The organism is Pseudonocardia sp. WMMC193 (genome assembly GCF_021728735.1).
Classification (GTDB): Bacteria; Actinomycetota; Actinomycetes; order Mycobacteriales; family Pseudonocardiaceae; genus Pseudonocardia; species Pseudonocardia oroxyli.
The window spans coordinates 3,347,652-3,359,411 of the sequence record NZ_JAKKDO010000003.1; the positions used below are offsets into that span (position 1 = coordinate 3,347,652).

At 73.2% G+C, this 11,760-nt stretch carries 14 protein-coding genes; 6 read left to right on the forward strand and 8 right to left on the reverse strand.

What is annotated here, in order from left to right:
* Positions 1–5 precede the first annotated feature (5 nt).
* The gene (locus L3X23_RS17335) at positions 6–512 is read right to left on the reverse strand and encodes a hypothetical protein (protein ID WP_237193166.1); all 507 of its coding nucleotides are present in this window, start codon (positions 510–512) and stop codon (positions 6–8) included.
* Positions 513–521: 9 nt separating this feature from the next.
* On the reverse strand, positions 522–1,925 hold the full coding sequence (locus L3X23_RS17340; RefSeq protein ID WP_237193167.1) for a wax ester/triacylglycerol synthase family O-acyltransferase: 1,404 nt from the start codon (positions 1,923–1,925) through the stop codon (positions 522–524).
* A gap of 46 nt (positions 1,926–1,971) precedes the next feature.
* Here L3X23_RS17340 and L3X23_RS35440 point away from each other — a divergent pair, with 46 nt between their 5' ends.
* The 4 genes from L3X23_RS35440 to L3X23_RS17355 are packed head-to-tail and all read left to right on the forward strand — an operon-like array spanning position 1,972 to position 4,376.
* Positions 1,972–2,103: a hypothetical protein gene (locus tag L3X23_RS35440; RefSeq protein ID WP_255733961.1), complete on the forward strand. Its 132-nt coding sequence runs from the start codon at positions 1,972–1,974 to the stop codon at positions 2,101–2,103.
* Between the two features lie 9 nt (positions 2,104–2,112).
* Positions 2,113–2,862 (forward strand): RNA methyltransferase, encoded by a 750-nt coding sequence (locus L3X23_RS17345; RefSeq protein WP_237193168.1) that lies wholly within the window; start codon positions 2,113–2,115, stop codon positions 2,860–2,862.
* Positions 2,863–2,895: 33 nt separating this feature from the next.
* Positions 2,896–4,107 carry an alpha-hydroxy acid oxidase gene (locus tag L3X23_RS17350; RefSeq protein ID WP_237193169.1) on the forward strand — a complete coding sequence of 404 codons (1,212 nt, stop codon included), beginning with the start codon at positions 2,896–2,898 and terminating at the stop codon, positions 4,105–4,107.
* Positions 4,108–4,151: 44 nt separating this feature from the next.
* Positions 4,152–4,376: an antitoxin gene (locus L3X23_RS17355; protein WP_237193170.1), complete on the forward strand. Its 225-nt coding sequence runs from the start codon at positions 4,152–4,154 to the stop codon at positions 4,374–4,376.
* A gap of 5 nt (positions 4,377–4,381) precedes the next feature.
* Here the strand turns inward: L3X23_RS17355 and L3X23_RS17360 are convergent, their stop codons facing one another.
* Together L3X23_RS17360 and L3X23_RS17365 are read right to left on the reverse strand one after the other, a co-directional pair.
* Positions 4,382–4,747: an HAD-IA family hydrolase gene (locus tag L3X23_RS17360; RefSeq protein WP_308116914.1), complete on the reverse strand. Its 366-nt coding sequence runs from the start codon at positions 4,745–4,747 to the stop codon at positions 4,382–4,384.
* A gap of 10 nt (positions 4,748–4,757) precedes the next feature.
* A complete protein-coding gene (locus L3X23_RS17365; RefSeq protein WP_237193172.1) occupies positions 4,758–5,189 on the reverse strand; it encodes a MarR family winged helix-turn-helix transcriptional regulator in 432 nt (143 codons plus the stop codon).
* Between the two features lie 94 nt (positions 5,190–5,283).
* Here L3X23_RS17365 and L3X23_RS17370 point away from each other — a divergent pair, with 94 nt between their 5' ends.
* Positions 5,284–5,850, forward strand: coding sequence for an Rv3235 family protein (locus L3X23_RS17370; RefSeq protein ID WP_237193173.1), 567 nt, complete (start codon positions 5,284–5,286; stop codon positions 5,848–5,850).
* 63 nt (positions 5,851–5,913) lie between these two features.
* Here L3X23_RS17370 and L3X23_RS17375 read toward each other — a convergent pair whose 3' ends face one another.
* Positions 5,914–6,324 carry a RidA family protein gene (locus tag L3X23_RS17375; protein WP_237193174.1) on the reverse strand — a complete coding sequence of 137 codons (411 nt, stop codon included), beginning with the start codon at positions 6,322–6,324 and terminating at the stop codon, positions 5,914–5,916.
* Positions 6,325–6,398: 74 nt separating this feature from the next.
* Between L3X23_RS17375 and L3X23_RS17380 the strand changes: the two genes are divergently transcribed.
* Positions 6,399–6,782 (forward strand): helix-turn-helix domain-containing protein, encoded by a 384-nt coding sequence (locus tag L3X23_RS17380; RefSeq protein WP_237193175.1) that lies wholly within the window; start codon positions 6,399–6,401, stop codon positions 6,780–6,782.
* Between the two features lie 140 nt (positions 6,783–6,922).
* Here the strand turns inward: L3X23_RS17380 and secA are convergent, their stop codons facing one another.
* The 3 genes from secA to L3X23_RS17395 all read right to left on the reverse strand — a co-directional run bounded on the left by secA (position 6,923) and on the right by L3X23_RS17395 (position 11,688).
* Entirely contained in the window at positions 6,923–9,820 is a 2,898-nt protein-coding gene (gene secA, locus L3X23_RS17385; RefSeq protein WP_237198054.1) for a preprotein translocase subunit SecA, read from the reverse strand.
* A gap of 277 nt (positions 9,821–10,097) precedes the next feature.
* Positions 10,098–10,730, reverse strand: coding sequence for a ribosome hibernation-promoting factor, HPF/YfiA family (gene hpf, locus L3X23_RS17390; RefSeq protein WP_093082498.1), 633 nt, complete (start codon positions 10,728–10,730; stop codon positions 10,098–10,100).
* Positions 10,731–11,019: 289 nt separating this feature from the next.
* The gene (locus L3X23_RS17395) at positions 11,020–11,688 is read right to left on the reverse strand and encodes a phosphoribosyltransferase family protein (RefSeq protein WP_237193176.1); all 669 of its coding nucleotides are present in this window, start codon (positions 11,686–11,688) and stop codon (positions 11,020–11,022) included.
* Positions 11,689–11,760: the final 72 nt, after the last annotated feature.

Below are 11,760 nucleotides of genomic sequence, written 5' to 3' on the forward strand. Positions count from 1 at the left end.
CCCGGCTAGAGGTCGCCCAGGTCGACCAGGAAGGCGACCTCCTCCGGGCTGTACCAGGCCAGTTCGTGGTCCTCGGCCTCGCCGACCAGGAACTCCGCGTCCAGGTCGCCCAGGTCCGCCTTGTCCACCACGCCCGCCGCCTCGCGCACGGCGTGCTCGGCCTCCTCGCCGTCGACGTGGACGGCGGCGATCGCGGACATCGGGACCGAGCCGGTGATCCGGACGGCGCCGTCGTCCAGATCGGGGCGCAGGGTGGCGTCCATGTCGGCCGCGAGCACCACCCGACGGGCGGGAACGTCCTCGCCGAGGCCCAGCTCCACCGCCAACAGCCGCAGCGACGCCCGGGCCGCCTCGCTCATCGCCGCGTACTCGAGCTCCTCGTCGTCACCGGCCACGTACGACTCCCGCAGCCGCGGGGTCAGCGCGAACGCCGTCCCGCCGATGGGGTCGAACTTCCCCGTCTTGACCAGCGTGCGCAGCATCGGCCAGGTCCCGGGGAGATAGATCCGCACCTTCGTCTCCTACCTGTTCGCCGCTCGCAGTTCGTCCAACGCCTCGTCGACCATGCCGGCGAGCACCTCGACGTCCGCCATGCCGTCCCGGTCGCCGTTGAACCCGTAGTACACCCCGCCGTCGTAGCTGGTCAGCCCGATGGCCAGGGCCTGTCCCTTCGCCAGCGGGACGACCGGGAACATCTCCAGCATGCGCGCTCCGGCCGCGAAGAGGGGGAACTGGGGGCCGGGGACGTTCGTCACCACGAGGTTGAAGATGTGGCGCGCCATGCCGCTCGCCGCCCGCGCCCCGAGCGCGTGCAGGGTGGGCGGGGCGAACCCGCCGATCCGCACGAGGGTGTCCGCGCCGACGTTGCGGCCGGTCGAGGTGTGCTCCCGCATGGCGTGTGCCACGTGGTGCAGGCGCACGACCGGGCTCGGCTCGCCCACCGGCAGGTCCACGAGGAAGGACGACACCCGGTTGCCGAGGGTGCCCGCCGAGCTGGGCACGTCCGCGTCCCCGCGCACGGACATCGGGACCATCGCCCGGACCGTCGCCCCCGAGGTGACGGGCTCGCCCCGGGAGAGCAGCCAGCTGCGCAGCGCCCCGGCGACCACCGACAGCACGACGTCGTTGACCGTGCAGTCGTGCGCCGCGCGGACCGCGCGGTAGTCCTCGAGGTTCGTGCGCGCCACGGCGAAGCGCCGCTGGGTGGAGACCTCCACGTTGAGCGGGGTGCCCGGCACCGGCCGCGTCGCCGCCCACGCCATGGTGACCAGCTTGCCCGCCATCCCGGCGACCTTGGTGGCGGTCGCGACGGCGTCCCCGGTGGCGGCCCGGACGTTGTCCACGATCTCGCCGGGCCGTGACACCGCCTCGCCGATGGCCTCGGCGACCAGCCGGACGTCCGACGGCGTGGGCCGCGGCATCCAGACCTCCTCGGCCCGCGGCTTCGCCTCCGGCGAGACGTCCAGGATGACCTGGGAGAGGTCGATCGCCGAGATCCCGTCGACCATGGCCTGGTGGGTCTTGGTGACGACGGCGACGCGCTCGTCGGCCAGGCCCTCCACCAGGTACATCTCCCACAGCGGCCGGGTGTGGTCGAGCGGGCGCGACATCAGCCGCGCGACGAGCTCGCACAGCTGGGCGTCGGTGCCCGGGCGGGGCAGCGCGGAGCGGCGGACGTGGTATGCCGTGTCGAAGTCCGTGTCGTCCACCCAGACCGGGCGGGCGAGGTTGCCGGGGACGTGCCGGACCTTCTGCCGGTAGCGCGGGACCAGCGAGATCCGCTGCTCGACGAGCCGCACCAGCCGGTCGTAGTCGAGCCCCTCGGGCCCCTTCCGGAACACCGCGACCCCGCCCACGTGCATCGGGGTGGTCGGCTGTTCGAGGTAGAGGAAGGACGCGTCCAGAGCGGAGAGCCGGGGCGGCATGGGGTGATCCTAGGCCGTGCCCTGCGGACCCAGGGCCGCGGAGTTCGTGATCGACGTTGCTCCCGGCGAGGCGGAGGGCCGCGCCGCGGCACGGGACGTCCTGGGCCGGCCCGACCACGCGGCCGGGGGCGACTTCGGCGCGAAAGCCGTGGTCCTGGGCCCGCGGGGCGCGGCCTAGGCTGAGCAGGTGACCGTATCGCCGAAGGACGCTTTCATCACCGTGTACGGCCGCAAGCCGGTGCTCGAGGCGCTCGCCGACGAGGGCCTCGCGGTCGACAAGGTGCTGATCGCCGAGGGCAGCCGCGGGGACTCCGTGCGGGAGATCGAGCAGGCGGCCCGGCGGCGGGGCGTGGCGGTGTCCCGGGTCAGCGCGCACCGGGTCAAGGTGTTGGCGGGCAACGGGCGTCACGACCAGGGGGTGCTGGCGGACGTCGTGGCACCGCGGATGGCGCCGGTGTCGGTGTTCCTCTCCGACCTCGGCTCGCGGCGACCGGCGTCGGTCCTCGTGCTGGACCGGGTGACGAACCCGTCGAACGTCGGGATGATCCTGCGCACGGCCACCGGCGCGGGGCTCGACGGCGTGCTGCTCCCCCGCCGCGGCGTCCCCGCCATCGACCCACTGGTGATCAAGGCCTCGGCGGGGGTCGCGTTCGCCGCGCCCGTGCTGCGCTCGGGCACGGTGGAGGAGGGTCTGGCGGCACTGCGGGAGAGCGGGTTCGGGATCTTCGGGCTCGACGCGGGCGGGGAGTCGCTGCTGTCCGCCGACCTGCCGCCGCGGGTCGCCCTGGTGCTGGGCAACGAGACCGACGGCCTGTCGGACGGCGTCCGCCCGCTGCTCGACGGCGTGGTCGGCATCCCCCTGTTCGGCGGCGTCGAGTCGCTGAACGTGGCCAGCGCCGCCGCGGTGGCGGCCTACGAGCTGCTCCGCAGGCGCTGAGGATCCCGGGCGGGACGTCGTACCCTGGCCCGCATGGTCCAGCGTCGGTTGCCCCGCCCCAAGGAGATCCTCCCCCTTCTCCGGCCTGCTCCGTTCGTCCGGGACGCGACGGCCCGCCGCCTCGCCCGCGCCGCGTCGATCGACGATCTGCGCACCATCGCGAAGCGGCGCGCGCCCCGCGCCGTCTTCGACTACACCGACGGCGCCGCGGACGGCGAGCTGTCGCTGAGCCGGGCGCGGGCCGCGTGGAACCGCGTCGAGTTCACCCCGACCGTGCTGCGGGACGTCAGCACCGTCGACCTGGGCCGCGACATGCTCGGCGCCCGGTCCGCCCTGCCGTTCGCGTTCGCGCCCACGGGGTTCACCCGCATGATGGGCACCGAGGGCGAGCCGGCGGTAGCGACCGTCGCCGCCGAGGCCGGGATCCCGTACACGCTGTCCACGATGGGGACCACCACGATCGAGGACGTCCCGTCCGCCGCGCGCCGCTGGTTCCAGCTCTACCTCTGGCGGGACCGCGCGTTCGCGAAGGACCTGGTCCAGCGGGCGGCCGCCGCGGGCTACGACACGATCATGCTGACCGTCGACACCCCGGTGGGCGGCAACCGCCGCCGAGACGTCCACAACGGGCTCACCATCCCGCCGGCGCTGACCCTGCGCACGTTCGTCGACGGCGCGCTGCACCCGCACTGGTGGTTCGACCTGCTCACCACCTCGCCGCTGACGTTCGCGACCCTGGAGTCCACCGAGGGCACGGTCGCAGACATGATCAACCGGGTCTTCGACCCCGCCCTGACCATGGACGACGTCGAGTGGTTGCGCGGCGCCTGGCCGGGCAAGCTGATGATCAAGGGTGTGCAGAACGTCGACGACGCGCGGCGGGTCGTGGACGCGGGCGCGGACGCCGTGCTGCTGTCCAACCACGGCGGCCGCCAGCTCGACCGCGCGCCGGTGCCGATCGAGCTCGTCGAGCCCACGGTCGACGCGGTCGGCGACCGGGCCGAGGTCTACGTGGACACCGGGATCACCCACGGCGCGGACGTCGTGGCGGCGATCGCGCTCGGGGCGCGGGGCGCGCTCGTCGGGCGGGCCTACCTCTACGGGCTGATGGCGGGCGGGCAGGCGGGTGTCGCCAAGGCGGTGGACATTCTGCGGGGCGAGATCACGCGGACGCTGCAGCTCATCGGCGTCACGGCGGTCGACGAGCTCCGCCGAGAGCACGCCCGCCTTCGCTCGATCGGGTGAGCCCCGACGTGCGCGCCGGCGCTCGGGGGTCCAGGCTGCCCGGCATGGGATTCCTGGACAAGGCAAAAGAGCTGATCGGCCAGCACGACGACAAGGTCGACCAGGGCCTCGACAAGGCCGGTGAGGCCGCGAAGGCCAAGTTCGCGGGCCACGACGAGCACATCGACAAGGCGGTCGACTTCGCACAGGAGAAGACCGGCGAGGGCAACACCACCGCGGCACCGCCGCCGGCGCCGGAGGGCGAGCAGCCGCCGCCCCCGCCGCAGTAGGAGCCCTACCAGTCGAACAGGATGCCGAGTTCACTCACCGTGGACTCGGCATCCGTGTGTCGGACGCCGACCGCGCCCGCCGCGACGGCGCCGCGGACGTTCACCGGCAGGTCGTCCACCACCACGCAGTCCCCCGGCTCCAGGCCGAGCTGCGCGGCGGCGCGGCGGAACGCCTCCGGGTCCGGTTTGCGGGCCCCGCCGCGGCCGCCGAGGACGACCGCGTCGAACTGGCAGGCCAGCTCGTCCGGGACGGCGTGGGCGTCGCTGAGCAGGGCGACGCGCAGGCCCGCCGCCCGGGCCCGGCCGGGCAGGGCGGCCATGGCGGGACCGTCGGTCAGCACACCGCCGTAGTCCAGGATCAGCCCGCGCACCCCGGCCACGCTACCGGGCTGCGCGCACCAGCCGCTCCAGGTAGCGGCGCACCGTCGGCTCGTCCCCGTCCGCCCCGGGCAGGGTCGCCCGCCACTCCCGCGCGACCGCGGCCAGGACCGCCTCCGCCGTCGCCGCGCCGCGCTCGGTGAGCCGGGGGCGGACCACGCGCCGGTCCGCCCGCTCCCGGTCCCGCACGACGAGGCCGCGGTCCTCCAGGTCGGTGAGCACCGGGGTGAGGGTGGTGGGGGTGAGCCCGACCCGGGCGGCGAGGTCGCGCTGGGTCGCGACGGGCTCGACGAGCGCCTCCAGGACATCGAGCGCGGTCGGGGACAGGCCGTGCCGCGCGACGATGCGGGCCCGCAGCCGGGTCAGCGCGGTGCCCGCGGCGCTGACGAGCCGATCGAGCGGTTCGGGGACGGGTTCGGACACGGCTTCGGACACGGCGGGGAGCGTAAGACCGTGCGGCCCCGGACCATGTGGGAACGAGGTGTCCCGTTCGCACCCGTGAACCCGGGCGGGCCCGCAGGCTCCGACCATGACCCTCGCCGCGACCGCCGTCTCGATCACCCCGCTCGCCCCGCCCCGCTTCACCGTGGTCTCGACCGAACCCGAGGCCGACCCGGAGAACGACTCCGAGATCGACGCCGGGATCGACGCGCGCGCCGTCCCCCTCCCGGTGGGCGCCGCGCAGCAGGCGCCGCACCTGCGCTCGCGGAACCCGTCTCCCCGGACCCGCGGCGGTGCCCACCTCCCGCTGGTGCCGGGATCGGTGCGGGCCGGGGCGCGCGAGGCGGCGGCGCGGCGGCGGGCGGAGACGGTGGTCCGGATCGCCCTGGAGGTGTTCGACGGCCATCGCCCCCTCGCCCACCTCGTGCCCTACGCGAGCCCCGAGGTGCTGCGCTACGTCGCCGCCGGGGTGCCGCGCCGCGGGCACGGCCCGCCCCACGGCGTGCTCCGCTCACTGCACTGCCGACCGGTCGAGCGGACCGGCGCCGAGGTCACGGCGGTGTGCCGGTTCGGCGACCGGGCGCGCGCCCTCGCCGCCCGGCTCGACCTCACCCCGACCGGCGACTGGCGCTGCACCGCGCTCCGGGTGCTCTGACCCCCGGCGACCGGCGCGCTCGCTCACACCTGGTGAGCGAACGCGCCGTTCGCCGGGGTGGGCTCAGTCCAGGATCGCGGTGGCCTCGAGCTCGACGAGGACGTCCGGCTCGAAGAGGAGGTCCACGCCGATGAGGGACGCGGGTGGCATCGGCTGGGGCAGGCCGACCTCCGCCGCCACCTTCTCCACGCCCGCCATGAGGTCCGCGATCTTCTCGGGCGCCCAGTCGGTCACGTAGAAGGTCAGGCGCAGCACGTCGTCGAACGTGGCGCCCGCTCCGGCGAGTCCGGTCGCGGTGGCGCGGAGGACCTGGGCGACCTGGCCCGCCAGGTCCCCCGGCGCGAGTGCCGTCCCGTCGGCGGCGCGGGCGATCTGCCCGCTGACGTGGACGTGCCGGGTTCCGGTCCCGACGGCGACGTGGTGGTACGGGGTGGGCTGCAGCATGCCCTCGGGGGTGAAGCGCTGGACGGCCACGGTTCTTCTCCTCGGATCGGTGGTATCTCACAGATACCTGGTGTCCGAAGGGCACTTCAACGAGACTAGGTGTCGTGCCGGAAACCGCCCTCACGATCACCGCCCCGCACCGCGACGTCCTCGACCAGGTGCTGGACCGCTGGTCACTGGCCGTGCTGAACGAGCTGTGCGAGCAACCGACCCGCTTCAACGGGCTCCGCCGCGCGATCCCCGCCGTGTCGCAGAAGTCCCTCACCGCGACCCTGCGCCGCCTCGAACGCAACGGGATCGTCGAGCGCGCCGTGACCGCCACCCGCCCGGTGGCCGTCGAGTACCGGATCACCCCGCTCGGCAAGACGATGCGGCACCCCGTGGACGCCTTGATCGCCTGGGTGGACACCGCCCTGCCCGCGATCCGGGAGGCCCGAGAGCGCTTCGACACGGAAACGGCGAACGGCGCGCTCGCTCACCAGGTGTGAACGAACGCGCCGTTCGCTGCGGAGCATGTGTGTGAGTGCGCGGGCCGGTGCGGGAGCGAACGGCGCGTCGGCTCACTAGGTGTGAGCGAACGCGCCGTTCGCTCACACCTAGTGAGCGGACGCGCCGTTCGCCGGGTGGGTCAGCGCTGGCGGCGGGCCTGGCGGCGGCGCTCGGCGCGGTTGCCGCCCTGTCCCCCGCCCTGTTGTCCCCCGCCCTGTGGGCGCTGCTGCGGGCGGCCACCGCCGTTGCGGGTGGCGACCTCGCCGTCCTCGGTCGGGCCGCTGTAGCTCAGCCCCTGCGTGGGCGGACCGGAGCGGAAGGCCGCGGGCAACACCGACGTGGGGGTCTCGTCGGGGCTCTGCTGCGGCACCCGCGGGATGCGACTGGTCACCGGCTCGGCCGCCGAGGGCGCCGCGACCGGCGCCGCGACGGCGCCGTTCGGGGGCGCACCGTTCGGGGCGGCGCCGTTCGCTTCGGCGCCGTTCGGGGCAGCCCCGTTCGCGGCGGCGGGCTGCTCGGCGCCCGGCGCGGGGACCTCCTGAATCTGCACCGCGACGTTGAACAGGTGCCCGACCGTCTCCTCCTTGATGCCCTCGAGCATCGCGGTGAACATGTCGAAGCCCTCGCGCTGATACTCGATCACCGGGTCCCGCTGGGCCATCGCCCGCAGCCCGATGCCCTCCTTGAGGTAGTCCATCTCGTAGAGGTGCTCGCGCCACTTGCGGTCGATGACCTGCATCAACACCTGCCGCTCGAGCTCGCGCATGCCGCCTTGCGGGCCGATCAGCGCGTCCATCTCCGCCTCGCGGCGGGCGTAGGCGCGCTCGGCGTCCGCGAGCAGCGCCTCGGTGATCGTCTCCTTGGAGAGATCGTCCACGTCGTCGGCGTCGACGAGGTCCTGCCACTTGATCGAGACCGGGAAGAGCTGCCCGACGGCCGTCCAGAGCTTCTCGAGGTCCCAGTCCTCGGCGTAGCCCTCGGCGGTGGCCCCGTCGACGTAGGCGGTCACCACGTCCCGCTGCATGGAGCGGATCTGGTCGGCGATGTCCTCGCCCGCCAGCACCCGCGCACGCTCGGCGTAGATGACCTTGCGCTGCTGGTTGAGCACCTCGTCGTACTTGAGGACGTTCTTGCGGATCTCGAAGTTCTGCTGCTCGACCTGCGTCTGTGCGCTGCGGATGGCCCGGGTGACCATCTTCGCCTCGATCGGGACGTCCTCGGGCAGGTTGAACCGGTTCATGATCGACTCGACCATGGCGCCGTTGAAGCGGCGCATCAGCTCGTCGCCCAGCGAGAGGTAGAAGCGGCTCTCGCCCGGGTCGCCCTGGCGGCCGGACCGACCGCGGAGCTGGTTGTCGATGCGGCGCGACTCGTGGCGCTCGGTGCCGAGCACGTAGAGCCCGCCCGCCTCGCGGACCTCCTCCGCCTCCGCGGCGACCTGCTTCTTCATCCGGGCGACGGCGTCGTCCCACGCGGCCTCGTAGGCCTCGCGGTGCTCGACCGGGTCGAGCCCGCGGCTGCGCAGCTCCAGGTCCGCGAGGAAGTCCGGGTTGCCGCCGAGCATGATGTCGGTACCGCGGCCCGCCATGTTGGTGGCGACCGTGACCGCGCCGACGTGGCCCGCCTGCGCGACGATCATCGACTCGCGCTCGTGCTGCTTCGCGTTCAGCACCTCGTGCGGCACCTGGCGCTGGGTGAGCAGCGTGGACAGGTACTCGGACTTCTCCACGCTCGTGGTGCCGACCAGCACGGGCTGGCCCTTGTGGTGCTTCTCGGCGATGTCGTCCGCCACCGCGTCGAACTTCGCGGCCTCGGTCTTGTAGATGAGGTCCGGCTGGTCCACCCGGACCATCGGCCGGTTCGTCGGGATGACGACGACGTGCATGCCGTAGGTGCTGTGCAGCTCCGCCGCCTCGGTCTCGGCGGTACCGGTCATCCCGGAGAGCTTGTCGTAGAGCCGGAAGAAGTTCTGCAGGGTGATCGTGGCGAGGGTCTGGTTCTCCGCCTGGATCGTGACCTTCTCCTTGGCCTCGATCGCCTGGTGCATGCCCTCGTTGTAGCGGCGACCGGACAGGACGCGGCCGGTGAACTCGTCGACGATCAGGACGTTGCCGTCCCGGACGATGTAGTCCTTGTCCTTGGCGAAGAGCTCCTTGGCCTTCAGCGCGTTGTTCAGGTATCCGACGAGCGGGGTGTTCGCGGCCTCGTAGAGGTTGTCGATCCCGAGCTGGTCCTCGACGAAGGACACCCCGTCCTCGGTGACGCCGACGGTGCGCTTGCGCTCGTCGACCTCGTAGTGGCGGTCCCGCTGCAGCAGCGGCGCCATCCGCGCGAACTCCTGGTACCACCGGGCGCTCTGCTCGGCCGGGCCGGAGATGATCAGCGGCGTGCGCGCCTCGTCGATGAGGATCGAGTCCGCCTCGTCGACGATCGCGAAGTGGTGACCGCGCTGCACCATGTCGGCGGAGTTCCACGCCATGTTGTCGCGCAGGTAGTCGAAGCCGAACTCGTTGTTCGTGCCGTAGGTGATGTCCGCGGCGTACTGCTCGCGCCGCACCGCCGGGGTCTGGTCGGCGAGGATCACGCCCACGCTGAGCCCGAGGAACCGGTGGATCCGGCCCATGGTCTCGGCGTCCCGCTTGGCGAGGTAGTCGTTCACCGTGACGACGTGCACGCCGTCTCCCGACAGCGCGTTGAGATAGCTGGGCAGGGCACAGGTCAGGGTCTTGCCCTCACCGGTGCGCATCTCCGCCACGTTGCCCAGGTGCAGCGCCGCGCCACCCATCAGCTGGACGGGGAACGGCCGCTGGCCCAGCGTGCGCTTGGCCGCCTCCCGGATCGCGGCGAACGCCTCCGGGAGCAGGTCGTCGAGCGTCTCGCCCTCGGCGTAGCGCTCCTTGAACTCGTCCGTCTTCGCGCGCAGCTGCGCGTCGGTGAGCACCTCGAAGTCGGGCTCGAGCGAATCGATGTGGTCGGCGATCCGGCCCAGCCGCTTCACCAGCTTCGTCTCGCCGGCACGGAGCAGGCGGTTCAGCAAGGACGGCACTGATCGACCTCATTCACATCGCGGTCTCGGGCGGTGGCCGGCGCGCAGGGGCCCGCCGACCGGGGCGGACGCCGGGCCGCACGGTTCAGCGACTCCGGCGCACACACCGACCCATGGTAGCCACCGGCGTGTCGACCCCTGAGAGGGCAACGACCCCGGACCCGTGCAGGTTCCGGGGCCGTGCGTGCCCACCGCGATGGACGGGCGTCGGGGTGCGACGACAGGCCGCACCCCGACGCCCTTCTTCGGAGGGGGTCTCGGGGCCGGGCTATCCGCCGAGCCGGATCACGCCGTAGTCGTACCCCTTGCGCCGGTAGACGACCGACGGGGTGCCGCACTCGGCGTCCGCGAACAGGTAGAAGTCGTGTCCCACGAGCTCCATCCGGGACAGCGCCTCGTCGATGCTGATCGGCTCCGACGAGTGCTGCTTGCGCCGCACGATCCGGCCGGGCAGGTCCTCCGACGACTCCTCGAGGTGCTCGCCGTGACCACGCGGCTCGGGGATGTGGGCCTGGACGCGCTCCTCGGCCAGCTCCTGCTCGAGCACGGCGACCGCCGCGGCACCACCGCGACCGGCCATCACGCGGGTCCGCCGGTCGTTGAGCCTGCGCCGGTCGTGGGAGCGGCGGAGCCTGCTCTCGAGCTTGCTGATCGCGCAGTCCAGCGCGGCGTAGAAGTCCCCCGCGCACGCTTCGGCGCGCGCGACCTGGTTGCGGCCGCGGCCGGTGATCTCGATCCGCTGACAGCTCTTGGACTGTCTGCGGTTGGGCTCGTGGAAGAGCTCGACCTCCATGCCGACGATCTTGTGGTCGTAGCGCTCGAGCCGGGCCAGCTTCTCCTCGACGTGGATCCGGAAGTGTTCCGGGACCTCCACGTTGCGGCCGGTGACGACGATCTCCACTCGACTTCCCTCGCAATCCGTGCGTACTCGGCGTCGGGGGTTCTTCGGGCGTGTCCGACGTGTCGGACAACTGGGGTGCGCACCACCCCGGGGACCCGAAGCGGATGTCCGGTGTTCCCCTCCCGTTGTGGCGTGGGTTACGTGTGCCAGGCACGGTAGTTCCAATCACGGTTCGGCGACAGTCCTGAGCGGTGAGTGACAGCGACTTGGGGGAATTCGGCGGATGACATTGCCCTGACCTGCACTAACCCGTACTTTGGAGTGGTTGGTCGGGCGGCGGACCGGCCCCTCAGCGCTGCCCGGGGGCGGGTCGGTGGCGGCGGTCCGTCCGGCTGCTCGCGTCACACAGCACCACCGCCCCGGCGACCGGGATCCCCACCTCGGCGAGGGCTCGGGCGCACGCGCGCAGCATGGCCCCCGTGGTCACCACGTCGTCCACCAGCACCACCGCACCCGGCGGGTTCTCGGGCGATCGCACGTGCACCGCGCGGGCGAGGTTCGCCGCGCGGGCCGCAGCGTCGAGCCCGAGGGAGTCCCGGGTGCCGCGGCGCAGCCCCAGCAGCGGCCAGGCCTCCGCGTGCCCGATCCGCGTGCAGAGCCGCCGCACGTGGTCACCACCGCGCGCTCGCGCGGCGGCGGGCCGCGAGGGCGCGGGCACCACGACCGCCCCGGCGGGCACGAGCTCGCCGAGCACCGCGGCGAGCGGCCGCCCGAGGTCCCGCCTGCCGCGCTCCTTGTAGCCGAGCAGCGCCGCCCGCAGCGGCCCGGTGTAGCGGCCCGCCGCGTAGAGCACCGGCGCCTCCGGCAGCACCACGCGGTGCGGGCCGGGCAGCGCCGCGGCACACTCGGGACACCAGCCCGGCCGAGGACCGTCCCGGGCGGGCGGGGCACCACAGCCCCCGCACGCGGCGGGGAGCAGCAGGTCGAGGAGCGCGGAGGCGGGTTCGCGGAGGGCCATGCGAGCACTCTGCCCCCGCGCCCCGACACCGCCGTCCGATCGAGCGGCGGCGAGCCCGAGTTGTCCACAGCC